This is a genomic window from Streptomyces sp. NBC_00075 (genome assembly GCF_045041225.1).
GTDB lineage: Bacteria > Actinomycetota > Actinomycetes > Streptomycetales > Streptomycetaceae > Streptomyces > Streptomyces adonidis.
On record NZ_CP108243.1, the window covers coordinates 2,241,961 to 2,268,633 of the forward strand.

General features: G+C 70.9%; 20 protein-coding genes. 10 read left to right on the top strand and 10 right to left on the bottom strand.

Annotation, left to right across the window (positions count from 1 at the left end):
* Positions 1-10 precede the first annotated feature (10 nt).
* From OG787_RS09595 to OG787_RS09625, 7 genes are all read right to left on the bottom strand, one after another.
* Positions 11-1,222, bottom strand: coding sequence for an FxsB family cyclophane-forming radical SAM/SPASM peptide maturase (locus OG787_RS09595; protein ID WP_405540454.1), 1,212 nt, complete (start codon positions 1,220-1,222; stop codon positions 11-13).
* A gap of 2 nt (positions 1,223-1,224) precedes the next feature.
* Positions 1,225-1,395, bottom strand: coding sequence for a hypothetical protein (locus OG787_RS09600; RefSeq protein WP_405534916.1), 171 nt, complete (start codon positions 1,393-1,395; stop codon positions 1,225-1,227).
* A 160-nt stretch (positions 1,396-1,555) separates the two neighbouring features.
* On the bottom strand, positions 1,556-4,525 hold the full coding sequence (fxsT, locus tag OG787_RS09605; protein WP_405534917.1) for an FxSxx-COOH system tetratricopeptide repeat protein: 2,970 nt from the start codon (positions 4,523-4,525) through the stop codon (positions 1,556-1,558).
* A gap of 76 nt (positions 4,526-4,601) precedes the next feature.
* Positions 4,602-5,915, bottom strand: coding sequence for an FxsB family cyclophane-forming radical SAM/SPASM peptide maturase (locus tag OG787_RS09610; RefSeq protein ID WP_405534918.1), 1,314 nt, complete (start codon positions 5,913-5,915; stop codon positions 4,602-4,604).
* A 54-nt stretch (positions 5,916-5,969) separates the two neighbouring features.
* Positions 5,970-6,161, bottom strand: a complete 192-nt coding sequence (locus tag OG787_RS09615; protein ID WP_405534919.1) for a hypothetical protein — start codon at positions 6,159-6,161, stop codon at positions 5,970-5,972.
* 108 nt (positions 6,162-6,269) lie between these two features.
* Positions 6,270-9,419 (bottom strand): SAV_2336 N-terminal domain-related protein, encoded by a 3,150-nt coding sequence (locus OG787_RS09620; protein WP_405534920.1) that lies wholly within the window; start codon positions 9,417-9,419, stop codon positions 6,270-6,272.
* 380 nt (positions 9,420-9,799) lie between these two features.
* A complete protein-coding gene (locus tag OG787_RS09625) occupies positions 9,800-10,864 on the bottom strand; it encodes an AAA family ATPase (protein WP_369034658.1) in 1,065 nt (354 codons plus the stop codon).
* Positions 10,865-11,250: 386 nt separating this feature from the next.
* On the opposite strand from OG787_RS09625, the gene OG787_RS09630 reads away from it, so the two are divergent.
* The 7 genes from OG787_RS09630 (at position 11,251) to OG787_RS09660 (ending at position 19,512) form a co-directional block, all read left to right on the top strand.
* A complete protein-coding gene (locus OG787_RS09630) occupies positions 11,251-12,270 on the top strand; it encodes a substrate-binding domain-containing protein (RefSeq protein WP_369034657.1) in 1,020 nt (339 codons plus the stop codon).
* Positions 12,271-12,518: 248 nt separating this feature from the next.
* Complete coding sequence (locus tag OG787_RS09635) at positions 12,519-14,963, top strand: nitrate- and nitrite sensing domain-containing protein (protein ID WP_369034656.1); 2,445 nt, start codon at positions 12,519-12,521, stop codon at positions 14,961-14,963.
* Between the two features lie 14 nt (positions 14,964-14,977).
* Entirely contained in the window at positions 14,978-15,403 is a 426-nt protein-coding gene (locus OG787_RS09640; protein WP_053746758.1) for a roadblock/LC7 domain-containing protein, read from the top strand.
* 1 nt (position 15,404) lies between these two features.
* Positions 15,405-15,761 (top strand): DUF742 domain-containing protein, encoded by a 357-nt coding sequence (locus OG787_RS09645; RefSeq protein WP_369034655.1) that lies wholly within the window; start codon positions 15,405-15,407, stop codon positions 15,759-15,761.
* On the top strand, positions 15,748-16,353 hold the full coding sequence (locus OG787_RS09650) for an ATP/GTP-binding protein (RefSeq protein ID WP_369034654.1): 606 nt from the start codon (positions 15,748-15,750) through the stop codon (positions 16,351-16,353). Before OG787_RS09645 ends, OG787_RS09650 begins: the two co-directional genes overlap by 14 nt.
* A 124-nt stretch (positions 16,354-16,477) precedes the next feature.
* Positions 16,478-17,323, top strand: coding sequence for a dolichyl-phosphate beta-glucosyltransferase (locus OG787_RS09655; protein WP_405534921.1), 846 nt, complete (start codon positions 16,478-16,480; stop codon positions 17,321-17,323).
* Positions 17,320-19,512, top strand: coding sequence for an ArnT family glycosyltransferase (locus OG787_RS09660; protein WP_405534922.1), 2,193 nt, complete (start codon positions 17,320-17,322; stop codon positions 19,510-19,512). The genes OG787_RS09655 and OG787_RS09660 overlap by 4 nt, the downstream gene beginning before the upstream one ends.
* Before the next feature lie 55 nt (positions 19,513-19,567).
* Here the strand turns inward: OG787_RS09660 and OG787_RS09665 are convergent, their stop codons facing one another.
* The 3 genes from OG787_RS09665 to OG787_RS09675 form a co-directional block, all read right to left on the bottom strand.
* Complete coding sequence (locus OG787_RS09665; RefSeq protein ID WP_369034651.1) at positions 19,568-19,744, bottom strand: hypothetical protein; 177 nt, start codon at positions 19,742-19,744, stop codon at positions 19,568-19,570.
* Between the two features lie 54 nt (positions 19,745-19,798).
* On the bottom strand, positions 19,799-20,905 hold the full coding sequence (locus OG787_RS09670; protein WP_405540455.1) for a M20 family metallopeptidase: 1,107 nt from the start codon (positions 20,903-20,905) through the stop codon (positions 19,799-19,801).
* A gap of 151 nt (positions 20,906-21,056) precedes the next feature.
* Positions 21,057-22,649, bottom strand: coding sequence for an AbgT family transporter (locus OG787_RS09675; RefSeq protein ID WP_369034649.1), 1,593 nt, complete (start codon positions 22,647-22,649; stop codon positions 21,057-21,059).
* Positions 22,650-22,787: 138 nt separating this feature from the next.
* Here OG787_RS09675 and OG787_RS09680 point away from each other — a divergent pair, with 138 nt between their 5' ends.
* The 3 genes from OG787_RS09680 to OG787_RS09690 all read left to right on the top strand — a co-directional run bounded on the left by OG787_RS09680 (position 22,788) and on the right by OG787_RS09690 (position 26,653).
* Positions 22,788-23,873, top strand: coding sequence for an Lrp/AsnC family transcriptional regulator (locus OG787_RS09680; protein ID WP_405534923.1), 1,086 nt, complete (start codon positions 22,788-22,790; stop codon positions 23,871-23,873).
* A gap of 24 nt (positions 23,874-23,897) precedes the next feature.
* Positions 23,898-25,292: a M20 family metallopeptidase gene (locus OG787_RS09685; protein ID WP_369034647.1), complete on the top strand. Its 1,395-nt coding sequence runs from the start codon at positions 23,898-23,900 to the stop codon at positions 25,290-25,292.
* 317 nt (positions 25,293-25,609) lie between these two features.
* Positions 25,610-26,653, top strand: a complete 1,044-nt coding sequence (locus OG787_RS09690) for a LacI family DNA-binding transcriptional regulator (RefSeq protein ID WP_369034646.1) — start codon at positions 25,610-25,612, stop codon at positions 26,651-26,653.
* Positions 26,654-26,673: the final 20 nt, after the last annotated feature.

A 26,673-nucleotide genomic window follows, 5' to 3' on the forward strand; every position in this document is an offset into this window, starting at 1 on the left:
TGACGGCGGCTCAGCCCTGCCGCAATCGTGCGTCCCCCACGGCCGAGCTGAGCCGCCCGGCAATATGCCTGATCAGATGCTCGAGGTCATGGCAGTAGACGGACGGATTCAGGAATCCGGACTCGGCCCGGAAGCGATGGGCGTAATTCCCGCCCCCGCACACATCAACAAGCTCACAGCCCCGGCACGTCGGTGAGAGCGCGGCGATCCCGAGCTGGCGGGCGGCGATCCCGGGATGGTCGAGCGCCAAGTCGAAGGCGTGCCGAAAGACATCGAACCCGGTGACGGGAGCGCCCGCGTACGTGGTCTTGAGGGAGTCGACCTGCTCGATCGCCCCGTCGGTGTCGACGACAACCGCCACAACGGGCGAGGTCCCGACCGCCTCGGTGGCACTGGCCACTCCCATGAGCAGCCCGATGATCTCGGTGAACAGCCGAATGGTCGTACGCATCCGCCCGGCATCGAACCACTGGTCGAAGACGACGGCCAGCCATCGGCCGTAGGGCGCGGGACCGCCGGCGCCCGGCGGCGGCGCCGACCAATTGGCGTGCGGCAGCAGCAGATCCAGACTGGGCGGCGCGAACGCCAACAGCGACTCGTACACCTCCACGGCGTCCGCGGCGGGGTCGATGGTGCAGAGGATTCCGGCGTACGAGTCCGGGTGCCGCGACAGTACCCGTAACCCCCGAGTGGCGGCGGGCCAGGCAGGGCGCCCCCGGCGGTCGACACGCCCCCTGTTGTGCCGGGCGAACCCGCCGTCGAGACTCACCCCGATCCTGATGCCCGCTGCGGCGAGTTCGCTGACGACTGCGTCGTTGAGCAGCGTGCCGTTCGTCTGCATGGTGACATGCACCCGGCACGACTCCCCGGCTCGCTCGGCCACCGCCTGACGCACGGCGGCGACATAGCGGACGAGGATTTCCGTTCCGGACAGCAAGGGCTCCCCGCCGTGCAGATTGACATGCACGTCGGGCAGTTGATGAGCCGCGGCGTGCTCGGCGATCCGCTGGGCGGCCGCGTCCACGACTCCTGCCGGTACGGCCCGGGGACGCTCACGCCAACTCTGGTCGGGGCCCTCGTAGACGTAGCAGTAGGTGCAGGCGAGATTGCAACGGCTGTGGACCTTCAGCACGAACTGCTGGAAGGGAGTGGGGCCGACGCCGATGGCACGCCTGGCCGCTCGGACGTCCAGGCCCTGGGCGGGCCACGGAGGCGGCGCCACCGTCACGGGAGCAGGAACGGCCGCTCGACCGGGACATAGGGCGCATCCTCGTAGAACGCGCCGCGAGCCGGAGATCCGGCCCGCCGACAAAGAGTCTCGGCCACCTCGGCCAGGACGGGATGATCGACATCCGCAGCCAGGATGGCCAGATCCAGACCGTCGAAATCCGGCAACGACCGACCGCTTCGATACGAGGCGCTGAGAGAAGGCGCCGCGCCCTGAGGAGCAGGCAAACCTTCTCCAGGTGAGAGATAAAAAGCGCGCGTGTGACGGGCGCGACGTTAGCAGTCTCGGCGACGGTGTGTCACATGACGCGCCAGTAACGGGAATCGGTCACGTGGGTTGCGGTTCGAAGTCCCAGTAAGGGCGCTCCCGGCGACCCACCGCCTGCGTATGGGGGTGGCCGGAACCGTACTTCTCCGTGAGCACGTGCAGAGCCTCCTGTTCCAGCCTGGCCGCCTCGTCACCCTGGCGCAGCGACCTCAGATCGGCGGAGAGGGCGGCCTTGCAGGACAGGGTCATGGGGTGATTCTCGCCCATGGTCGCCGCGGCTCGTTCCAGGGTCTCGGCGCTGAGCCGCGCGGCACCCTCCTCGTCTCCGGCGTAGTTGCGGGCGCCGGACAGGTTGAGGGCGCAGCCGAGAGACCAGGGGTGGTCGGCATCGACCGCCGCGGCCATTCCGCTCCAGGCCGTCTCGGCGATCCTCAGGGCTTCCTCACGCTCGCCGTACTTCCACAGGACCAGGCCGATATTGCCCGTCGTACCGATGGTGAAGGGGTGATCGGGACCGACGAGACCGCGATAACCGGTGGCCACCTCGTCGGCCAGTTTGCGGGCCTGGTCCAGATCGCCGTGTTCGCGCAGGAAGGTGGCGTAGTCCGCCTGGGCGTGAAGTGTGTCGGGGTGGCGCGATCCACGTTTGCGCAGACTGCGTGCCACCACACCCGACATGGATCTCTTCGCCCCCTCCAGATCCCCGGCCCGGCGCTGACACAGTGCGAGGTTGTGCTCCGCGAGGAGGGTGCTCGCGTGCCATTGGCCCATGCCTTCCTTGAACAGCCGGTGATTGTGTTCCTGCCGGGACCGGGCCTCCGCGTAGTCACCAAGAAGACGGAGGGTCCAGGCGTAGTACAGCCCCGAGATCAACGTCTTCGGGTGGGACTCGGGCAGTTGCCGCTGCCGTGTGTGCAGGATGCTCTGGTGCAGGGCGGCAGCCCTGGCGTACTCGCCCAGCAGCACCGACGACACGGCGAGGTTGGACTGCTCCTGGAGGCCCTTCTGCGGATCGGTGCCGTCGACCCGCGCGGCTTCCTGGAAGAGCTGGTGCGCCTCCCGGTAGGAGCCGAGAGCGGTCAGCGTACCGCCGAGGCCGCTCTTCGCCCGCAGCAGTTCGGGGTCGCTGGCCCCTCTGACCTGGGTCAATCGGTCCACCACCGCCCGTCCGACGGCCTCGGCCTCCCTGAACCGTCCGACGCGACGCAGCATGTTGGCGTGCTGGTGGGTCAGCCGGAGCATGTCGGGGTCGTCCGGTTGCAGACGGCTCCGCCAACGGGGCAGGGTCTTTTCGCACAGCGCGAGTCCGTCTTTGCCTTCCTCGCGTGCTTTCAGGTACTCGACGCAGTTCAGCACCAGTCTGCGCACTTCCGGCTTGGTGCTGTCGAGTGCCCCCGAGGTCTCCAGCTGTGCGAGCAGATCGGCGTACGTGGACCACTTCTTGACGTTGCCGGGTTCCCGCGGATCCTCACTGGACAGTACTTCACAGGCGACGGCGGACATCGCTTCCCGCCGTTCCTCCGGCAAGGTACTGGTCAGGAAACTGTGGTACAGCCGGTGCATGGTCGCGCCTCCCACTAGGGGTTCGTCCTCCGACGAACTCTCATGGACGAGTTGTACCGCAGTGGACTCGGACAGCCTTTGCAACGCCGAGTACCAGCGGAACGGGTCGGCCGCGAGCGAAGCGAGATGATCGGGCAGGTCGGAGGGGCGAGCCTTCTGGATCAGGCGCACGGGAATGGCGTCCGGCGAGAAGAGCGCGAAGAGGCGCAACAGTTCGTACGCCTCCGGATAGTTCGCCTCCAGGGTGTTGAGCGTGATGGACCAGCTCGTCTGGAACCCCATGGGGTAGTCGTCCGAGATACGGATGCCGATCTGGTTGGCGCCACCCTTGCTGATCAGTTCGATGTAGTCCTTGGCGGGCATCCTGTTCGCGTCCAGCCAGGCAGCCGTCTGCGCCAACAGCAGGGGCAGGTCCTGCACGGCTTCCGCAAGCCTGTCGGCCTCCCGCTCGGTCAGGCGAGGGGCGCGACGGCGTACATAGGCGACCGACTCCTCACGACTGAACGGCAGGATCTGGATCTCCGAGAGGCGGCCGGATGTGGCCCAGTCCTGGGTCAGTGTCGTCACCAGCACATGGCCGTTGCCCTCGGGCAGCAGATCCTCGACCTGCGCCATGTCGTCGGCACTGTCGAAGATCACCAACCAGCGGCCGTGCGGTTTCCCGGTGCGCAGCGCCTCTTGGACGGCCCGGATCCGCTCGCCGAGTTCCGAGCCCACCCAGAGCTGCATCCGGGCCGCGAGATCGGCGAACTGTTCGCGGGCTGTGGCCCGGAACCCGGCGTTGACCCACCACACCACGTCATAATCATTTCCGAACCTGTGTGCGTACTCGATCGCGATCTGGCTCTTGCCCACGCCCGAGATCCCGCGCAGCGCGACTCTCGAAACGCCGTCTCCGTCCTGGTTCAGCCGGGAGTGCAGTTCGTCGAGCGCCATGTCACGGCCGGTGAAACGAAGGTTCCGTCGAGGGATGTTGACCACGGCCGGCGGATCGTTCGGGAAGCGCGGAGCGGAGTCGCCGCTGGGCGGCATCTCCTCGCCCGGCAGCCCCAGACGGACCAGGATCCGCCGTCTGGCCTCGCCTGAGTCCAGATCCCGCAGGTCGACGGGGAGCAGTCGCTCGCCGCCGGGCGGGATGGCACGGGTGGCCACACTGACCGCGGCGAACCGGTCCTCGTGTTTCGGCACGACCTCGCGAAGAGCCGCGATCCACTCCTCGTCGCTGCGTGGCCCCAGATTGAAGTACCAGTCGTCCAGAACGAGCAGAATCCGTCCAGGCGCGTCCAGCAGACTGCGCAGCGCCTCGGTCAACGGCATGCTGACAGGCGGGTCCCAGCGCAACAGTGTCGTCCGATGGCCCAACTGCTCCAGCTGGTACGCGATCCACGTGGCCCACGGCCGGTTGAATCCCGCGTAACTGATGACGTAGTGGCCATGGGACCTGGCTCCCCCGGCCCGGTCCGCCATTCGGATTCTCTCCCTACTCCGTGCCGTCCGGCCGCGTCCCGGAGTCAGGCACAGTCATCTGGTCAGCTCATAGCCCCTAAGGCATTGCCGTGGGAGGACGAGCCGAAACGGCCGGAACAGGACGTTCGTTTCCGGTCGCCGACGCCAGCGCGGCCGCCACGTGCCGGATCAGTCGTTCCAGGTCGTGGCAGTACACCGAGGGGTGTCTGAAGCCACTCCCTTCACGATAGCGATGGGCATAGTTCCCGCCACCGCAAACAGCCATCACGGGGCACGCCCGACAGGTGACACCCAAGGCCGCCACTCCTATCTGGCGCGCTGCCACACCCGGATGGTCGAGCGACTCGTCGAAGGAGTTGTGGAAGACGTCCAGTCCAGTGACCACCGCCCCTTCGTAGGTTTGCTTGAGAGAATCAAGTTGCTCGATCTTCCCGCCCGTCTCCACCACGATCGCCGCCGTCGGCGACAGCCCGACGGCCTCCAACGCGCTGGGCAGGCCCAGCAGCAGCGCGATGATCTCGGAGAAGATCCGGATCCGCGGCGGCGGACCCTCGTTCGCGCGGCTGCCCCACCACTGGTCGAAGGCCGCGGCCAGCCAGTCGCCGTAGGGGGTGGCGCCCCGGGCGCCGGTCCGGGCCGCTTCGGGGGCGCGCACCGGCAGTCCCGGTGGCGGATTCGACCAGTTGCCGTGCGGCAGCAGCAGGTCGAGCACCGGGGGCCGGAGTGCGGCGAGGGAGCGGTAGACCTCGCCGGGGTCGGCCGTGACGTCGACCGTGCACAGCAGCCCGGCGTACGACTGCGGGTTCCGCGCGAGCAGCCGCGCGGCGCGTACGGCCCTGCGCCAGGAGGGGCGCCCCGCGTGGTCGACCCGGCGCCTGTTGAACGCGGGCGTACCCCCGTCCAGGCTCAGGCCGACCCGGATGCCCTCCTGGGCCAGTCGGTCCAGGGCCTGTTCGGTGAGCAGGGTGCCGTTGGACTGGACGGTCGCGCGCAGTGCGCAGTCGGCCGGAAGGGCGGCCCGGATCGTCCGGATGTAGTCCACCAGGACACCGGGGCCCGAGAGCAGCGGCTCGCCCCCGTGCAGGGCGATTCGGACCTCGCTCAGTTCATGGGTGCGCACGTGTTCGGCGATGCGGTGGGCGGTCTGCCGCATGACGGAGGCGGACACCCGGGGCGGATGGTCCCGCCAGGAGCCGTCCACCCCGTGGTAGATGTAGCAGTACGTGCAGGTCAGATTGCATCTGCTGTGGACCTTGAGGGTGAACTGACGTACCGGCACCGGACGCAGACCGGTACGGCGCAGAGCCGGGACGTCGAGCACCGACAGCGGCCAGGGCGCGAGGAACTCACCCAGCGTGGAGCGGTTCTGCTCGCACGACACAGGGAACATCGCGCCGCCACCTCCCCGGGGCATCGCACGTCCGTCGGATGCGGCAGCCCTGCGTCAGGGCGAGTCCTCGTAGAAAGCCACGGCTACGGGCCAATCGGGTGCGCGGGACCTCAGTTCCAGTTCAGCGAGGACGCCGTTCAGGGCGGGGTGGCTGCCGGTTCCCGGCAGTTCGCCCCACTCGACCCCCGTGAGATCCGGCAGGGGTTCATCCCACGCGGTCGGCTCATCGATCGCAGGATTCGACATGCTGTGCTCCTCCCAGACACGTCGGCCATCGGCAATTACCCGTGCGGGGAGCACAAGGAAACCTTTCTTCGGGCCCACCTGAGGCACATGACCGAAAGAACGATCGAATCAGGCCGAACCTGTACCGACCGACCGTGCCGTCAGCGCACGCATCCGCTCCAGCGTCGTACGAGCCTCCGGGTGCCGCGCGTCGCCGCCCGCCCCCTGCCAGGCGACCCAGGCGGCGCGGTACGCGTCAAGGGCGTGGGACGGGCCCGCCGTGCGTTCCAGGACTGTGCCGCGCCGGTGCAGGGCGCGGGCCGTCACGAGGAGGTCGTCGGACGCCTCGGCGGCGGACGCGGCGCGGCGGTAGGACTCCGCGGCCCGGTCCTCGTACTCCGTGGTGCTGTGCTGCGGACGGGCGAGCGCGCGCAGCACATCGCCCCGCTCCAGCCACGCCAGCGCCTCCGTCCGGGCGTCACCGCCGGTCCGGGCGCCCCGTGCCGCGCGAGCCAGGATCCACTCGGCCTCGTGGAGGTCGGTGAGCGAGCCGCCGAGTTCGTGGTGGCGGTGCAGGGCGCGGGCGAAGAGGAGTCGGCGGGCGGGCAGCGCCGGGTCGCTCTCGGGGGTCTGGGCGAGCGCGGCGCGCAGGACGCGTACGGCGTCCGTGGCGACGTCGGCGCCGGCGACGTCGTCGGCGTGGGCCGCCCGGTTCAGTGCCGCACCGCCCCGCGCCGCCAGCAGTTCCGGGCGCCGCGGATCGTCGGTGCTCAGCTGTGCCTGTGCCTGGGCGAAGAACCCGTCGGCCGTGTCCAGTTCGGCCGGTTCGGCGCTGCGGGTCCAGCGCGCGATGTGGGCCTCCGCCAGCCGCCAGAGCGCGCGCAGCCTCAACTCGCCCGTGTGCGCGCCTGATCCGGCGGCCCGCAGGGCCTCCCCCAAGGCCCCGACAACCCCCTCCGCCCCCTGATCCCCCGTCACGACCGCCCGAGCCGCGGCCAGTTCGAGCTGCGCCCGGCAGACGACCCCCGGCGGTTCCCCCGCCCGCTCCGCCGACTTCGCGGCCGATTCGAAGTCGGCCGCCGCCTGGACGGCCAGGGCCCGTGCCTCGTCGGCAGAGTCGCGCTCGCGCGCGTTGGCGCACAGTTCCATCAGCAGCCCGCCGCGTGCCAGCAACGCCGTGCCGGGCAGGGGGTGTTCGCCCGGCCAGCCCTCCAGCAGGGCGTCGAGCCGCACCTGGGCCCCGTACAGCAGCCGTCGGTCGCCGAGGAGTCGGTAGCGGGCGCGGACGACCTCGACGACGTGGAGCAGGACGTCGAGCAGGGGGCCCGGCTCGGAGCGCAGCAGGGCGTAGGCGCGCTCCAGACTCTCGGCCGCCTCGGCCAGTGCGCGGGACCTCGCCTCGTCGTCGGGCTCGGTCGTGGCGCGGGCCCTGAGGACCCTGCCGAGGACGAGGTGCGTCTGGGCCGGCGGCGAGCCGGCGGGGTCCGCCGCCGCGCGGACGGTGTCCTCGGCCTCCCGCAGCACCGCGCGGTCCCGGTGGATGTCCCAGAGGCCGAGTAGGCATTCGGCGAGGAGCGCCGCCGTCTCCGCGCCGGGCGCGGTCGCGCGCAGGATGCGTACGGCGTCCCAGAGGTCGCGGATGCCGCCCTGCCGTTCGTAGCGGGCGAGGCGGGTACGGGCCAGCCGGAGAGCCAGCGATTGCGACTGCGACCGACTTGTGGTGGCGTTCGGGGTGCCGTCGACGTCTCCGGGCTGGAATCTGCGCAGGACCCTGCGGGGTACGTCCGCGAAGGGCTGCGGGACCGGTCTGCCGGGAGTCTCCTCGGTGTCGTCCGGGCGATCGGCCCCGTTCCGGACGGTCGTCCCCGAGAGGTGGCCGACCACCACCGCCGGGAAGTTCCGGGCGCGGGCTCCCCACACCCGTTCCAGATAGCGCGAGCACTGTTCCAGTACCGCGCGGGCCTCGTCCAGCTCCAGTCGGCGAAGCAGCAAGTCCCTTACACCTGGGGCGAATTCGTACCAGAGACCGGGGCCGTCGCTGTCGTCCGCCACCTCCACCAACAGGTCGCTGAAGAGCACTTCGGCCAGTTCGACCGGGCCGGTCCCCGGCAGCAGGGCGCGCTGTACGAGTTGCATGACAGGGTACGACAGCGGCGCAGCAGAGAGGCAGACCGCGAGGCGGCGGGCGGCCGGGGAGGCGGTGGTGCGGAAGTCCTCGACCAGCTGTTCCGGGGTGCGGTCGGGACGGGGAGCGGGTGCCGTTCCCGGGTCCGTGGGCCCGACCATGGCCACGGATACCGTCAGCGTGTCCGCCGACCGTTCCGACAGCAAACGTGCCCAGCCGCCGAGTGCGGCGGGGGTCGGCGGCAGCACGGGAACCGGCAGCGCCCCGCGGTCCCCGGGACCCGGGTCGCGGAACGGCCGGAAGCCGAGCGTCCCGCCGGGGCCCGCCGTGCGCCACAGGGTGCCGGGTTCGGTGGGCAGCAGGGTCTGCGGCCACAGGCGGGCGGGCAGTGGCTGTACGACGGCCAGCGGGCCCGTGCGCAGCCGCCGGTGGATCAGCCGCTGGGCGGCGCCGTGTCGCCACAGCGGGCCCGAACAGTCGCTGAGCAGCAGGGTGACGGTCCGGCCGCTCGGGTCGCGCAGACCGTCCGCCGGGGCGAGCCATTCGCTGCCGCCCGCCCGGCACAGCACGCCGACTCCGCCGTCGGGGTGCGGGCGCAGCCGGTGGACGGTCACCGACCGGAAGGCGCCGGACTGTTCGCAGGCGAGGCGCAGTTCCTCCAGGGTGCGTTCCCAGGCGCCCATCGACGGCGAGTCGTCGGCGAGCAACTGCATCCGGGACTGCCGTCTCCGGTCGGCCCGGAAGACCGGCAGCGCACGGTCCCCGACAGCGCTCGCCTGCGCGGTACGCGACTCGTCGAGCACGTCGTCGTTCCGGGGCCGCGACGGTCCGCCCGGCACCGGCCGGCCCTGGAGGGGACGCAGAGCATGCCCCAGGGACAGCAACCCCGGAAAGGCGGAAGCCGTCGGTACGAGGATCTCGGCGCCCGGCCCGCGGTACGTCCCCTCGGCCCGCTCGTCCCGCACCACCGCGAGGAGCTGCGGAGCCACCGGGCGGTCCCCCTGATCCGACGGGAGGCCGTCGCCACCGAAGGCACCACCCCCGCCGCCAGTCCCGACACCTACCCCACCACCGGCCTCGACCTCGGCCCCGGTCTCCGCCTCGGCCATCCGCCCCGCCAGCCAGAGCGCATCCGCGAGTTCAGTGGCCCCCACCCTGCCCCCCGCCTCCCCCAGACGCCGGATCAGCGCGCCCAGCGGGTCCAGCAGCCCCGACAGGTCTGGCGGCCCCGGCGCGCCCAATTGATCCGGCGGGTCCGGCACGTCTGGCGGCCCCGGCGTGCCTGGCTCCGGCGACCCCGGCGGGTCTGGCGACCCCAGCGGCCCCGAAAGACCCGGCAGCTCCGACGACCCCGGCATGCCCAATTGGTCCGGCGACCCCGGCGGGTTCGGCATGCCTGGCAACTCCGACGGCCCCGGCGCACCCAGCGACTCCGGCAGATCCGGCGGCCCCGGTGGCCCTGGCTGCCCCAGCGGCTCCGGCAGATCCGGCAGATCCGGCAGATCCGGCGACCCCGCCGGCCCCCCTCCCCCGCTCACCTCTGCGGCCGATTCAACGGCCGCATGAGTTGGTCCGCCAGGTGCGTGCGGGTGCCCGGTTCCTCGTTCTGGGCGTGGCGGGTCAGGTAGATGGCGTTGAGGAGCTGGTCGGCGGCTCGTTGTTCGCCGGGCCTGCGTTCCAGGAAGCGGGCGATGACGTCGGCGTGCTGTTCGGCCGCGTCCTCGCCGAAGTGGGCGCGGACCATCGCGGCGAGCCTGTCCTCGTCCGGGGGCTCCAGGTGGAGGTGGACGCAGCGCCTCAACAGCGGTACGGGAAAGTCGCGTTCGCCGTTGCTCGTCAGGACGATGAAGGGGAAGGCGCGGCAGCGGACCCTGCCCTCGTGGACCTCGACGGAGCGTCCGTCGTGGTCGCGGACCCGTACCGCCGGGCGGTGTTCGGCGATCCTCTCCAGCTCGGGGATGCCGAACTCGCCCTCCTCCAGGACCCCGAGGAGGTCGTTGGGCAGGTCGATGTCGCTCTTGTCCAGCTCGTCCACGAGGAGTACCCGGGGTCGCGCCGTGGGGAGCAACGCAGTGCCGAGCGGGCCCAGTTGGAGGTAGCGGCCGATGCCCTGGGCGAGCAGGTCGGTTGCCTCCGGGGGCAGTTGGCCGGGCAGTACCGACACCGTCCCGGCCTCCGGGCGTTCGCGCGGACGCGTGATCTGGAGGTCTTGCAGGCGGCCCAACGCGTCGTACTTGTAGAGGCCGTCGGTGAGTTGGGTGCGGCTGACGATGGGCCAGTGCAGTACCCGGCCCAGGCCCAGTTCATGGGCCACGGCATGGGCGAGTGTGCTCTTGCCGCTGCCCGGTTCGCCTGTGACGAGGAGCGGGCGGCGCAGGTACAACGCCGCGTTGACCAGCTCCAGTTCGGCCGGGGTCGGCCGGTAGTGCTCGGCGAAGGCGCGGCTCTGGCCGAGCCTTCGGGTGGAGACGGTGTCGGCGGCGGCCGGCGGCCGGATCAGTGGGCCGCCGTCGAAGCGGCGCCAGGCGGGCGGGTCCGGGAGCCGGTCGACTCCGTCGTGCGGTTGTCCGGTGCCTCGGTAGATCAGCCACTCGTTCACGTCACGCTCCTCGGTGCAGGACGGGCGAGGCTGCCTGATGACGGTTCGGCCGGACACCGGGGACACGAAAGGGAACCGGAGGTCCCATTTCCCCTTCCATTCCTCCTCCGCACCGGCAATCCTTCAGACACTACCCAGGACCGACCGAGGGGGATCACACGCGCCGGGCACACCCCGAACCGGCTTGTGGACTCCGGTTCCCGCTGGTTGCTCACTTGACTACCGGGCGTCACATCCGATTGGCTCCGCCCCAGCGAAAGTCGGACAGTCAGTGCACGTCGACCGACGATCGCGCAGATTTCGCCGTACCCACTCCCCCTCTCGCCCTTCCTCTCCCTCTACTTGTCCTTCCCCTCCTCGGCCGCGCAGCGAGGTGCCGCACTCCCATGAACACACCCCCCGTCTCTTCCGGTTCCGCACGATCCGCCCGTGTCACCGCCGTTGCCGCCGGTGTGGCCGCCGTATGTCTTCTCGCGGCCGGCTGTTCGGACTCCGGATCCGACGGGTCGGACTCCGGCCAGGGCACCGCCGGTGCCGGCACCGCCCGGATCAAGGTCGCCCTGATCACCCACGGCGCCAAGGGCGACGCCTTCTGGGAGCGGGTGCAGAAGGGCGCGGAGGCCGCCGCCGCCAAGGACAACATCGAGCTGACGTACGAGAGCGACCCCGATGCCGCCGCCCAGGCGGCCCTGGTGCGCGACGCGGTCAAGAACAAGGTCGACGGGATCGCCGTCACCCTCGCCAAGCCCGAGGCGATGAAGAGCGCGGTCGCGCAGGCGAAGTCCGCGGGAATACCCGTGGTCGGTCTCAACTCGGGTATCGACGCCTGGCGTTCCGCGGGCCTGATGTCGTTCTTCGGGCAGGACGAGAGCACCGCCGGGCGGGCCCTCGGCGACAAACTGGACACCCTCAAGGTCAAGCACACCCTCTGCGTCATCCACGAACAGGGAAACGTCGCCCTGGAGGCGCGCTGCGCCGGGGTGAAGAAGACGTTCACCGGTGAGACCGAGAACCTGTACGTCAACGGCACCGACATGGACACGGTGACCGCGGTCGTCGCGGCCCGGCTGAACCAGGACTCGAGCATCGACGAAGTCGTGACCATGGGCGCGCAGTTCGCGCTCGCGGCGGTGAAGTCGGTGGACGAGTCGGGCAGCAAGGCGAAGATCGCCACCTTCGACCTCAACAACGACATCGTCAAAGCGGTCAAGAGCGGCGATGTGCAGTTCGCCGTGGACCAGCAGCCCTACCTACAGGGTTATCTCGCCGTCGACTCGCTCTGGCTGTACAAATCCAACGGCAACTTCAGCGGCGGCGGTTCGGCTCCCGTGCTCACCGGGCCGGCCTTCGTCACCAAGCAGAACATCGCCGACGTCGCGAGGTTCGCCGCCGACGGCACCCGCTGAACCGCCACGTCCCGTATGCCGTTCACCGCCCTTCCGCATCCCCTTCCGGCTCGCTCCCCAACCCTCCCGCGCGGCAACCGTCGTACAACGGCTGCGCCAAGCTTTGGGGGCTCACGGTGCGTACGTTCACTTGTACGGATAGCATCCTGCGGACCCGGAAACATGTTCCGACGCCTGTTCCGCTTCCGCCGCCTCCTGTCTGCTGTCACCTGTCACTCCCGCTCACCGCTGATCGCTCTAGGACGACGATGCCTCCACGCAAAGGTGCCCGGCGCCGTCTCGGCTCCATACGTCTCTCCCTGATCCTGCTCGCACTGGTGCCGAGCGTCACCCTCGCCGCGATGTGGGGCGTGACGACGATTCAGATGTTCTCGGAGGGCCTGCGGCTGCGGGACCAGACGGGGCTCAGCAAGGCGACCGGTGCCATGGGCACCGATGCCACGATGGCGTTGCAGAAGGAGCGCACGCTGTCGGCCGAGTGGCTTGCCTCGCCCAGGGGCGACCGCAGCGCCCTGGACGCACAGCGCAAGGTGACGGACAAGGCGGTCGCTCAACTGGTCGGCCAGACCAAGGCGATCCAGGAGGCCCCCGACCGTATCAGCGAGCGGATGTACTCGGTGATCGCGGCGGCGGGCAGCCTGGAGTACTACCGCGGTCAGGTCGACAGGCTCACCGACATCTCCGCCCAGCAGGCGCTGGACCAGTACTCGTCGATCATCGGCAACCAGATCCACGCCTTCCAGGAGCTGTCCCAGGTCGACGACGGCGACCTCACCTCCCAGGCCGGCCCGCTCGTCTCGCTGGAGCAGGCCGCCGAACTGGTCGCGCAGGAGGACTCGCAGCTCAACCTGGCCTGGACCTCGGGGAGTCTGGACCAGAAGGAGTGGGAGGCGTACGTCAGGCTGGTCAGCGCCCGGCGCTGGGTCGTCGAGGACCAGCTGATCCAGTCCCTGAGCGGCACGGCGAAGACCCGTACCGAGGCGATCCTGGCGGGCTCCGCCTGGAAGACGCTGACCTCCATCGAGGACCAGGTGCTCGCGTCGGGCACGCCCGGCGGCGGCGTCGACCGGAAGATCACCCTGCCGGACAAGCAGAAGCAGTGGTCCGCCGCGATGGACCAACTGAGCGTCCAGTACGGCGCGCTGATCCACGACGAGACCAGGGGCCTGCTCACCCGCAGCGCCGACGAGGCACGGTCGCTGCTGATCAAGGCGGCCTCGCTGAGCGCGGGCGGGTTCGTCGCGCTGCTGCTGTGCATCGTGCTGTCCTGGCGCATCACCCGGTCCCTGTCGCGCAGGCTGCGCGGGCTGCGCATGGCCACCCTGGGCCTGGCCGAGGAGCGGCTGCCGGACGTGGTCGCGCGGCTCAACCGGGGCGAGAAGGTCGACGTCGAGTCGGCCACCCCGCCGCTGGACTACGGCCACGACGAACTCGGCCAGGTGGCCCACGCGTTCAACGCGGCGCAGCGCACCGCCGTACACACCGCGGTCGAACTCGCCGACACCCGGCGCGGGTTCCAGAAGGTCATCCTGGGCATCGCCCGGCAGAGCCAGAACCTGGTCAACCTCCAGCTCACCAAGCTGGACGCGCTGGAACGGGCCCACCAGGACCCGGAGATCCTCAAGGGGCTGTACGAACTCGACTCCACCGCGAGCCAGTTGCGCCGGTACGAGGAGAACCTCGTCATCATCAGCGGTGAACGGCCCGGCCGCAGCTGGACCGAGCCGGTCGCGCTGATCGACATCCTGCGCAGCGCCGTCGGTGAGGTAGCCGAGTACCAGCGGGTCGACGTGCAGACCGAGGAGGACGTGTACCTCGCGCCGCCCGCGGTCGCCGACGTCATCCATCTGCTGGCCGAGCTGATCGACAACGCGACCGCCTACTCCCCCGCGCCCAGCCCGGTCGGCGTACGGGCCGCGATGGTCGCCAGGGGGCTGGCCATCGAGATCGAGGACCGCGGTCTCGGCATGTCCGAGGAGGACTACGCGTCCTTCAACGAACACCTGGCCGAGGCCCCGCAGTTCGACGTGGTAGCGCTCGCCGACGACCTGCGGCTCGGCATGTTCGTGATCGCGCGCCTCGCCGTCCGGCACGGCATCCAGGTCACGCTGCGCTCCTCGCCGTACGGCGGTACGACGGCGATCGTGCTGATCCCGCACGATGTCGTCGTACGCGAACTCGCGGCGCCGGACACGGACTCCTCGGATGCGGAGAAGGCGTCCGCCGAGGTGCCGGGGCCGGTCGCCGCGGAGCGGGCCGTGCACGAGCGCATCAGGGACCGGGAGACTCCGCCCGTCGCGGCCCGGGTCCGGACCGCCGACGCCGGTCCCGCGCCCCGGCCGGCCGCCCTCGTCGGGGCGGGCCGCGGCGGTGAGGGCAAGGCCGAGAAGGGCGCCCCAGCGCGCAAGGGCGGGCTCACCCCGCTGCCGCGCCGGGTGCCGCAGACCAGTCTGGCCGCCGAGCTGCGGGAGGACACCGAGACCGACGGCACGTCCGAGGACGCGCTCGACGAGTTCTCGGCGGAGCGGGCGGCCTCCTCGCTCTCCGGTTTCCAGCGCGGAACCCTCCAGGCCCGTGACGACGACGCCGAAGAGCAGTACGACCATGGGGAGGACGACTCGCCTCAGGAACCCGACGCACCGCTCCCCGACGCAGGCACTCCGGTCACCTCGACTCCGCCCGCAGACCGCTGATGAAGGACAGAGAAATGACACGCCCCACCCCCGCCACGCACACCGAGCTGGACCAGTTGCTCACCGGACTCGTGGACCGGGTAGCCGAGGTGAACCACGCCGTCGTGCTCTCCGAGGACGGACTGGTCGTCAGCAGGTCGACGGCGTTCCTGCGCGACGACGCCGAGCGGCTCGCGGCGACCGCGTCCGGGCTGATGAGCCTCAGCAAGGGCGTCAGCATGGACTTCCGGGGCGGTCCGGTGCGCCAGGCGCTGATCGAGATGCGCAACGGCTACCTGATCCTCACCGCGGCCGGTCCGGGCGCCCACCTGGCCGTCCTCACCAGCCAGGGAGCGGACGTCGGGGTGGTGGCGTACCAGATGAACATGCTGGTGAAGAAGATCGGTGAGCACCTCAGCGCGGCCCCGCGTGCCGGGGTCGCCGGCGCGGCCGGCGAGTGAAGTGACCGGAAGCGACGCGGCCGGCCGGCTCGTCCGGCCGTTCACGCTCACCGGCGGGCGGACCCGGCCCAGCCGCGCCGACTTCACGCTGATCACATCGGTGACGGCGGTGGAGCCGCAGCCCGACGGGGTGGCGCGGCCGCAGCCCGAGCACGCTCGGATCCTGCGGCTGTGCGCACGGCCCGTCGTGGTGGCGGAGCTGGCGGCCCATCTGGACCTGCCGGTGAGCGTGGTCGTCATCATGCTGTGCGATCTGCTGGAGGCCGGCCGGATCACCGCCCAGTCCCCGCGCCAGATCTCGCGCACCACGGACATGGACCTGCTCCAGAAAGTGAGGGACGGCCTTGGCCGGCTCTAGCCCGACCGCGAACGGGACCTCGGCGCCCGACACGGTCAAGATCCTCATCGCCGGCGGCTTCGGCGTGGGCAAGACGACGATGGTCGGCTCGGTCAGCGAGATCGTGCCGCTGCGCACCGAGGAACCGCTCACCGCGGCCGGCCTCGGCATCGACGACCTCGACGGCATCGAGGAGAAGAAGGCCACCACCGTGGCCCTCGACTTCGGCCGGATCACCCTGAGCCAGGAACTGATCCTGTACCTCTTCGGTACGCCGGGACAGCAACGGTTCTGGTTCATGTGGAACGACCTCGCGATCGGCGCGCTGGGGGCCGTGGTCCTCATCGACGTACGCCGGCCGGAGTCGAGCTTCGCGGCGATCGACTTCTTCGAGCGCCGGGACATCCCGTTCGTCGTCGGGGTGAACGGCTTCCACGGGGAGCATCCGTACGAGCCGGACGAGATCCGGGAGGCGCTGGCGCTGCCGGAGCACACTCCGGTCCTGCTGTGCGACGCACGGGACCGGGAGTCGTGCCGGGACGTACTGATCGCGCTGATCGACCAGTTGATCGCGTCGGCGACGCCGGGCGGCGGGAACGCGCACACGGCCTGAAGTCACGTGTCAACACGTCACGTGTCACCGGGTGCCTATGAGCAACCTGTGAGTCCGCTGATTCTCATTCGTCGCTCAGAGTCGCCTCAGGGTCGCCCCAGATACGGCCCCGATCGTCACTGGCATGAACGAAACGAACGCGAGGGGCGTCCGGCAGCGTTCGGTCGAGATCGTGGTGCCGGTGTACAACGAGGCGCACGTACTCGCCGAGAGCATCGGCCGTCTCCACGCCTACCTCGAAGCCTCCTTCCCGTTCCCGTTCCGCATCACGGTCGCGGACAACGCCAGCACTGACGCCACCTGGCAGGTCGCGACCGACCTGACGCTCCACCTCCCCCATGTCCACGCCGTCCATCTGGACGCCAAGGGCCGGGGCCGCGCGCTGAAGCACGTGTGGAGCGACTCCACGGCCGACGTGGTCGCCTACATGGACGTCGACCTGTCCACGGGCCTGGCGGGTTTCCTGCCGCTCGTGGCGCCCCTTCTCTCCGGCCACAGCGACGTGGCCATCGGCAGCCGGCTGCACCGTCAGGCAGACGTGGTGCGCGGCCCGAAGCGCGAGTTCGTCTCCCGCTCCTACAACCTCCTCCTGAAGCTCGGCCTCGCGGCCCGCTTCTCGGACGCCCAGTGCGGCTTCAAGGCGGTCCGCACCGACGTCTTCCGGGCCCTCGCCCCGCACATCGAGGACAACGCCTGGTTCTTCGACACCGAGTTGCTGGTCCTCGCCCAGCGCAACCGCCTCCGCATCCACGAGGTGCCGGTCGACTGGGTCGACGACCCCGACAGCCGGGTCGACATCGTCCGCACCGCCCTCGACGACCTCAGAGGCATGCGCCGGATGCTGCGCAACAGCCTCACCGGCCGCGCCCGGATCGCCGTACCCCACCGCGTACCCGCACGGCGCCCGGTAGGCGCACCCCAGCACGTCACCAGCAGCACCCCCGCCCCCAGCTTGGAGTACGCGTCATGACGACCCTCGCCCCGCCGCCGACCCGCGACAGCGCACCCGCACCCCGCCACCGCGCCGAACCCCCGCCCTCCGGCGGCGGCCTCGCGGCCCGCGCCAAGCGCCTGTTCACCGGCGCCCCCGAGGACCCGAGCTGGACCCGCCCGACCCTCTGGGGCATCCTCCTCCTCGCGACGGCGCTCTACGCCTGGAACCTCTCCTCCATCACCGGCAACACCTTCTACAACGCGGCCGTGTACAGCGGCACGAAGAGCTGGAAGGCGTTCTTCTTCGGGGCGTTGGACTCCGGCAGCTTCATCACCGTCGACAAACCCCCCTTCGCCCTCTGGGTGATGGGCCTGTCGGCCCGCGTGTTCGGTTACGGCACCTGGCAGTTGATGCTGCCGATGGTCGCGGTCGGCACGGGCTCGGTCGCGCTGCTGTTCCGCATGGTCAAGCGGGACTTCGGCCCGGTGGCGGCGACGATCTCGGCCCTCGCGCTCACCCTCACCCCCATCACGGTGGCGATCACCCGGGACACCAACCCGGACCCGATCCTGGTCTTCCTGATGCTGCTGGGCGCGGCCGCCCTGATGAAGTCGGTGCGCACCGGCCGGCTGATGCCACTGGTGTGGTCGGGCGTCGCCATCGGCTTCGCGTTCAACACCAAGATGATGCAGGCGTACGTCGTCCTGCCGGTCTTCTTCCTGGTCTACCTCTGGGCGGCCGACGCGAGCCTCGGCAGGCGCATCCGCAACCTGGCCGTCGGCACGGTGGCCCTGATCGTCTCCTCCGCCTGGTGGATGGTGGTCGTCGACCTGATCCCGGCCTCCTCCCGCCCGTACATCGGCGGCTCGACCGACAACACGGTCTGGGACCTGGTCATCGGCTACAACGGCTTCGGCCGGATCTTCGGGGCGAGTTCGTCGGTGGGCTCGCAGGGCAACGGCGCGAGCTTCGGCGGCGAGGCCGGCCTCTACCGGATGTTCAACGAGATCATGGGCGGCCAGATCTCCTGGCTGATCCCCTTCGCGCTGATCGCCCTGGTCGCGGGCCTGGTCCTGCGCGGCCGTGCCCCTCGTACGGACGCCAAGCGGGCGGCGCTGATGCTCTGGGGCGGCTGGTTCGTCCTGCACTACCTGACCTTCGCCCTCGCCGAGGGCACCTTCCACCCGTACTACGTCACGGCCATGGCCCCCGGTATCGCGGCCCTGGCGGGCGCCGGCGGTGTGATGCTGTACCGCGCCTTCCGTGAGGGTTCGGCGGCCAAGTGGGCGTGGGTTCTCCCTCTGGCCATCGCGGCGAGCGCGGTCTGGGCGGTCGTCCTGCTCCAGCGGGTGTCCGGCTCCGGCACGCTGTACACGGTCGCGGAGATCGTGGTGGCGGTCGCGGGCACCATCGCCGTACTGGGCCTGCTGGTCGGCCGCTTCACCAAGCGGCACCGTCTGATGGGCATCGCGGCACTGGCCGCGGTGGTCGCCCTGCTCGCCGGCCCGGCCGCCTACTCGGTCTCGGCCGCGACCTCCAGCACCAACGGCACGAACCCGACGGCCGGCCCCAGCACGGGTGGCGGCATGGGCGGGGGCATGGGTGGCGGTGGCGGTGCTCCGCAGGGCTCCGGGGGTACGAGCGGCAGCAGCGGTACGAGCAACAGCGGCGGCCAGTCGATGGGGACGCCCCCGTCGGGCAACTCGTCGTCCTCCAGCGGGAGTTCGTCGGAGGCGGCGGCCGAGTCCGGCACGCGTCCGAGCGGTGACGGTGGAGGCACCGGCGACGGTGGCGGCGGGATGGGCGGCGGCACCCAGGTGTCGTCGGACATGATCACGTACCTCAAGAAGCACCAGGACGGCGCGACTTGGCTGCTGGCGGTGGCCACCGACCAGACGGCGTCCTCGATCATCCTGGAGTCGGGCCAGCCCGTGATCTCGATGGGCGGCTGGTCGGGCAGCGACAACGCGATGACCCTGGCCAAGCTCAAGAGCCTGGTGAAGGCAGGCAAGTTGCACTACATCATCGTCAGCAGCGACGGCGGCCAGGGCACCAACTCCGAGATCGCCACCTGGGTGAAGGCGAACGGCACGGCGGTCGACTCCTCGGAGTACAGCACCAGTTCGACGAGCAGCTCGTCGACTTCCACCTCGACGTCCACGTCCACATCCACCACGTCGACCAGCAGCGGCCTGTACCGCCTGGACGCCTCCGACGTGAGCTGACCGATCCCCGTCCCCTACAGGGCGGGCCGCCGGACACCCGGCGGCCCGCCCTTCGTCACAGGCAGTACCGGACCGTCCACTCGTCCTCGTTGTACGCGTTCCTCGCCGGGTCCGGCACCGACGCGGGCTGCCCGGCGACCATGTCCTCCAGGCGGATCCGCTCCGGCAGCTGCCCGAACCGTGTCTGCCGCGCCGCCTCGGCGGTCTCCGTGGTCTGCACTTCGTAGGTCATCCCGGTCCCCGTTCGCTAGAGCCGACTACTCCTCCAGCGTACGTCCGGGGCCGGCTATTCCACGTGAGCCATCAGCAGCCCCGCCAGGAGCGCCGTACGGGCCGGAACGTGGGCCAGCAGCACGTGTTCGTCGCGGGCGTGGGCGCCGCCGCCCACCGGGCCGAGGCCGTCGAGGACCGGGCGTCCCAGTGCGGAGACGAAGTTGCCGTCGCTCGCTCCGCCCACGCCCGTCTCGCGGATCGGCCGGCCGAGCCCGGACGCCACCGACTGCGCCTGTTTGAACAGGAGTCGGGAGGCGGGCGTCGGCACCATCGCCGGACGGTTCCAGCCACCGGTGACGGACACCCGTACCCGGGGGTCGGAGGCCGTGAGGGCGGCCAGTTCGGTGTCGATACGGGCCGCTTCGGCGGGGTCGGCGATGCGTACGTCGACACCGCAGCGGGCGTGTCCGGCGATGACGTTGCGTCCCGTACCCCCGCTGATCACACCGACGTTGACCGTCGTGCCGTGCTCGCGTGAACCCAACTCCGCGATCCTGGTGACCAGTTCGGCCAGGGCGTGCACGGCACTCGCGCCCCCGTACGGGTCCAGGCCCGCGTGAGCCTCCACGCCCTCCACGGCCACCTCGAAGAGGCCGACGCCCTTGCGGGCCGTCTTCAGGTCGCCGTCCGGCCCCGCCGCCGGTTCGCACACCAGCGTGGCCGCCACCCGCTCGCTGAGCCGCTCGATGTGCGGCCGGGAGAACGGGCTGCCGATCTCCTCGTCGCCGTTCAGGAGCAGCCGTACCGTCGGACGCGGCAGGTTCCGTTCGCGCAGCAGGCGCAGGGCCCAAATCGCCTGCACCAGGCCGCACTTCATGTCGAAGGCGCCCGGTGCGCTCACCCGGCCGTCGTCCGTCACGGTGAACGGCCACTCGGCGAGGGTGCCGGCCGGCCACACGGTGTCGTAGTGGGCGAGCAGCAGCACCTCCGTCTCCGAGGTGCCCCGGTAGAGGAGTTCCAGGACGTCTCCGTGCTCGCCCCCGTCGTGGCGCACGGCCTCGTCCGGCGAGCCCAGGCGCCGGTGCGCCCACCCCTCGATGGCGGCGAGTCCGGCGGACAGCAACTCCTTGTCGTCGCTGGGGGTTTCGCATTCCACCAGGGTCCGCAGGTCGTCGGTCATCTCGGGCAGGGCGGTACGGGCCAGGGACTCGATGTCGGGCAGCGGCACGGGCGGCTCTCCTCGTACGGCGGGGAAGGAAACATGGGAAAGCGGGTAACTACCCAGGAAGACCAAGGAACATGGGGAACGTGGGCTTCCGGGGAGCCGGGCTTCAGCGGACGGGCACTCCCGGTCCCAGCGGGATGCCCAGCGCCCACCAGGCGTAGAACAGCAGGGTCCACGTCGCCAGCATGACCAGGCACAGCGGCAGGGTCAGGGAGAGCAGCGTGCCGATGCCCGCGGAGCGCCGGTAGCGCTGGACGACGCCCAGGGTCATCACGAAGTACGCGCTCATCGGGGTCGCCGCGTTGGTGCACGAGTCGGCGATGCGGTACACCGCCTGGGTCACCTCGGGCGGGATGTCGAGCAGCATGAACATCGGTACGAAGACCGGGCCGACCAGCGCCCACTGGGCGGAGCCGCTCGTCACCAGCAGGTTGATCACCGTACAGACGAGCAGGATGCCCAGGAACGCCAACGGGCCGGTGATTCCCGCCGACTTGAGCAGATCGGCGCCCCGGATCGCCATGACCTCGCCGACGCCGGTCCACTTGAAGTAGGCGAGGAACTGGGAGATGGCGAAGAACAGTACGAGGATCGGCGCCATCTCGCGCAGCCCGCTCGCCATGTGGTCGGGGATGTCGCGGCCGGTGCGTACTGTGCCCACCGCGCGCCCGTACACCGCGCCGGTGATCAGGAACGCCACCGCGAGGACGACCGCGATGCCGGTGAGCACCGGCGACTGCACGATGCTGCCGCCCTCGCCCCGCAGCGGCGACCCGTGCGGGATCATCGCCACGACCACGATCGCGGCGTACACCAGCAGGGTCAGGCCCGCGCGGCGCAGCCCGCGCCGCTCCTCGGGCCGCAGGGTCAGCGCGTCGGAGTCCTCCTGCTCCCCCGTCTCCTCTCCGGGCTCGGCCTCCTCCGGCATGGCCGCCACCCGCCGGGCGAGGACCTTCTCCGTGACCACCGTGACGACGGTGGCCAGGACCAGCGAGGAGCCGATGGAGAAGAAGTAGTTGGAGAGCGGACTGACCACGTACGACGGGTCGACGGTGTGGGCGGCGGCCGTCGTGAGGCCGGCGAGCACCGCGTCCATGGGCGTGATCAGCGGGCTCGCGTCGTACCCGGCGGCGACCGACACGAACGCCACCACCGCGCCGAGCATCGGGCTGCGTCCCACCGCCTTGAACGCGAGCGCGCCGAGCGGCACCAGGACGACGTACGCGGCGTCCGACGCGACATGCGCGACCATGCCGGTGAACGCGAGCGTGAACGTCAGCCAGCGGGCGGGGACCCGGGCGACGGCGGCCCGCAGCATCGCGGGGAGCAGGCCGGCCCGGTCGGCGACGGCCACGCCCAGCATGACGACGAGGATCGTGCCAAGCGGCGGGAAGGTGGCGTAGTTCGTCACCGCGTCGCCGATCATCATCTTCAGACCGGCGCCCGAGACCAGGCTGCGGACGGTCGCCGTCTCGCCGCTGGCGGGGTTCGGAGCGGAGGCACCGACGGCGGCCAACACCCAGCTGACCAGGGCGAGTACAACGGCCAGCACCCCGAACAGCCAGAAGGGATGCGGGAGTTTGTTGCCGACGCGCTCGATCCGGACCAGCAGGCCGAGCAGACCGGAGAGCGGTGCGGAGGGGACGGGGGTCTTCTCTTCGGGGGGCGTGCCTTCGGGGGCTTTCTCGACGGAAGTCATCTGGCCGGAGCCTTCCTGATCGGCTGCCCCCATTGACGGCCCTGCCGCCGTAATCATGCAAGTTAAAAGCTTGTTGCGCTCATATCGTTCACATGAAGTGGCTGGTTGGCGGATTCATTCTGTGGGTTGATGGGTGTCATGGAGTACGCGACAGACGGCCCGCACGACGAGATCCCGCTGGACGAGGACGACCTGGACCTCGTCGCCGCGCTCCAGCACGCCCCGCGCGCGCCGCTGAGCCTGCTGGCGGAGGTGCTCGGGCTGTCGGCGAGCACCGTGGGGCGGCGGCTGACCCGGCTGGAGTCGGACCGGCTGCTGCGGGTGATCGGCCAGCTCGACTGGTCGGTGTCGGGCGAGGGCAAGCCGTGGCACGTGTGGGTGACCGCCGAGCCGGGCCGGGCACCCGAAGTCGCCCGCAGGCTCGCCGAGTTGCCCGAGGCGACCCTCGTCGCGGTCACCGCAGGGCAGGCGGACGTCTACTGCTCCGTCCAGCCCGCACGCCGCGCCCGTACCCGCGAACTGCTCACCCGGACCATCCCCGCCACCCCCGGCGTACGGTCCGCCCGCTCGGAACTCGTCCTCGGCGCGACCGCCAAGTCCGACGCCTGGCGGCTGCCCCGACTGGCGGAGGACCAGAGGCAGTTGCTCGCCAAGTACCTGCTGTCCACGGCCGAGGAGCCGGCCGCGCCCGGCACCCCCGGTCCGCCGGGCGGCGACGAACTCCGTACGCTGCGGCTGCTCGCGGCCGACGGACGGATCACGGCCGCGCAGGTCTCGAGGGAGCTGGGCATCGGCTCGTCCACCGCCTACCGCACCACCCAGTCGTTGCTCCAGCGCGGCCTGGTGCGCCCCCGCGTCGAGATCGAACCGGGCCTGCTCGGCTACGCGTTGGAGGCCGTGGTCGCCCTGACCGTGTCGCCGGGCGCGATCCAGCGGGTCGCCGAGGCGCTCGCCCGGCACCCCTCCGCGCGGTACGTCTCCACGACGGCCGGCAACTTCTGCGTCGTCCACCAGGGCGTCTTCCGCGACGAGGACGGCCTTGCCGCGTTCCTCACCCAGGACCTGGCCGAGCTGCCCGGGGTGATCTCCTTCGACGTCTCGGTGGTCCTTGAAGCGCTGCGCCGGCACTGGCTGAACCGCGAGGACGGCCGGCTGGCGGCGGAGGGAAGCCCGACGGCGGGCTCGAAGGAAAGCGCGCAGGAAAACACGCAGGAAGACACGTAGGAAAACCCCGAGGGAAGGGAACGCATGACCACACGGGACACCGCCATCGGCCTGGCCGAGGCGTACTACGACTCCGGTGACTTCCTCGCCGACCTGCGGCGCCGGGTCGCGTACCCGACGGAGAGCCGGCCGCCCGTCGACACGGCCGCGCTGCGGACGTATCTGGAGGACGAACTCGTCCCGGCCGTAGGGAAGTTGGGGGCGGACGTCCGGATCGTCGACAATCCGGAACCGGGCGCGGGGCCCTTTCTCCTCGGCCATCGGCACGAGGGCGACGAGCTGGTGACCGTGCTCGTCTACGGGCACGCGGACGTGGTGCCCGGGCAGGAGGGCCGGTGGCGTTCCGGGCTGTCCCCGTGGGGGCTCGTCGTCGAGGGCGACCGGCTCTACGGGCGCGGCACCGCCGACAACAAGGGCCAGCACACCGTCAATCTCGCCGCACTCGAGCAGGTCCTGGCGGCCCGGGACGGCAGGCTCGGCTTCAATCTGAAGGTGCTCGTCGAGACGGGCGAGGAGTTCGGCTCGCCGGGGCTGCACGAACTGTGCCGCCGGATGAAGGACGAGCTGGCCGCCGATCTGCTGATCGCCTCCGACGGTCCCCGGATCTCGGCGGACCGGCCGACCCTGTTCCTCGGTTCACGCGGTGCCGCCAACTTCCGGCTCCGCGTGGCCCTGCGCGACGGCGCCCACCACTCCGGCAACTGGGGCGGCGCACTGCGCAATCCCGCCACCGTGCTCGCCTCTGCCCTCGCCACCATGGTCGACGCCCGGGGTCGCATCCTGGTGGAGGGGCTGCGCCCGCCGGCCGTACCGGAAGCGGTGGCGGCGGCGCTTTCCGACATCACCGTCGGCGGCGGGCCGGACGACCCCGAGGTCGACGCCGACTGGGGCGAGCCCGGTCTGACGACCGCCGAACGGGTCTTCGCCTGGAACACCCTGGAGGTCCTCGCCCTGGCCGCCGGGGACCCTGCCAAGCCGGTCGGCGCCATCCCGGGCCGCGCGCACGCGGACGTCCAGCTCCGGTTCGTCGTCGGCACCGCCTGGCAGGATCTGGAGTCGATCGTCCGCGCCCACCTGGACGCCCACGGCCTGCCGATGGTCGAGGTCGAACTGCTCCAGGCGGTTCCGGCGACCCGCCTCGACCCGGACGACCCCTGGGTCCACTGGGCGACGGCCTCCCTGCGCCGCAGCACCGGCAAGGTCCCGGCCCTGCTGCCCAACCTGGGCGGCACGCTCCCCAACGACGCCTTCGCGGAGATCCTGGGCCTGCCCACCGTATGGGTGCCGCACTCGCACCCGTCCTGCGCCCAGCACGCCCCCGACGAACACCTGCTCGGTTCGGTGGCGCGGGAGGGCCTGCGCATCATGGCCGGGCTGTTCTGGGACCTCGGCGAACCACTGCCGACGGCCACGCGCTGACACCCGCCGACCGCCTGCCACGCACGAACACCCGTCGCCTGACAACGCCGTCCGACTCCACCATCCGGCTCCGGCACCCCGCCTCGCCGCCTGACTCAACCGTCCGGCTCCACCATCCGGCTCCGGCACCCCGCCCCGGCGCCCAGTTCCGGCGCCCACCTTCCAGCCCCGGCGCCCGATTCCAGCCTCCTCCCGCACCCGACTCCAGCGGCGAAAGTTACGCCGAGATTGCGCGACCCCTTGACGCGCCCCGTCCGACTGCGTAGATATGACTGCGCAGTCATGACAGCGCAGTCAGAAATCCGCGAGGAGTCGCCGTGACACGACAGACAGGACGGGGTGCGGCCTCGTCGACGCCCCGCAGCGTCGACGTGGCACGTCTCGCGGGTGTCTCCCAGAAGACCGTGTCCCGGGTGCTCAACGGCGAGCGGTACGTCTCCGAGGACGTACGGCGCCGTGTTCTCCAGGCCGCCGAGGACCTCGGCTACCGGATGAACAACGCCGCCCGGGCGCTCGCCTCCGGGCGGACGAGGTCCATCGGCGTGGTGACGCTGGGCACCGCCCTGTACGGGCCCGCGTCGCTGCTGATGGGCATCGAGCGCGCCGTCCGGGACACCGGGTACGCGCTGCGGGTCGTCAGCACGATGGAGGGGGACCCGGCAGGCGTCGCCGGTGCCGTCGGCTCACTCCTCGAACAGGGGGTGGACGGCATCGTCGTCTCCGAACCGATCGACGAGGGCGCCGACCTGGCGGAGCTGACCGTGGACGTACCGGTCCTGGTCATCGGTGCACCGTCGCCCTTCGCCTCCTCGCACCCGGTCACCTCGGGCGGCGGGGCGGACCTGCTCACCCGGGCGGCCACCCAACACCTCCTGGATCTCGGGCATATGACGGTCCATCATCTCTCCGGCCCGCCACGCTGGTTCGCGGCCAGGGACCGGCTCGACGCCTGGCGGGCCGCCCTCGCCGCCCATGGCGCGCCCGAGCCACCCGTCGTCGTGGGCGACTGGTCGGCCGCCTCCGGATACGCGGCGGGCCGCCGACTCGCCGCCGATCCCTCGGTGACCGCCGTGTTCGCCGCCAACGACGACATGGCCATCGGGCTGATCCGGGCCCTGACGGAGGCCGGCCGGCGTGTGCCGGACGACGTCAGCGTGGTCGGGTTCGACGACATCCCGGTCGCCGCGTACATCACCCCGCCGCTCACCACCGTGCGGCAGCCGTTCGACGCCGTGGCGCAAGAGGGCCTCAAGCGGCTCCTGCACGCCATCGAGAACCCGGACGCGGACCCCCTGCCGCCGAGCGACCCACCGGTCGACCTCGTCGTACGGTCCTCCACAGCGCCCCCGCCCCACCGGTAGCCACACCCGCAGTCCCAGTC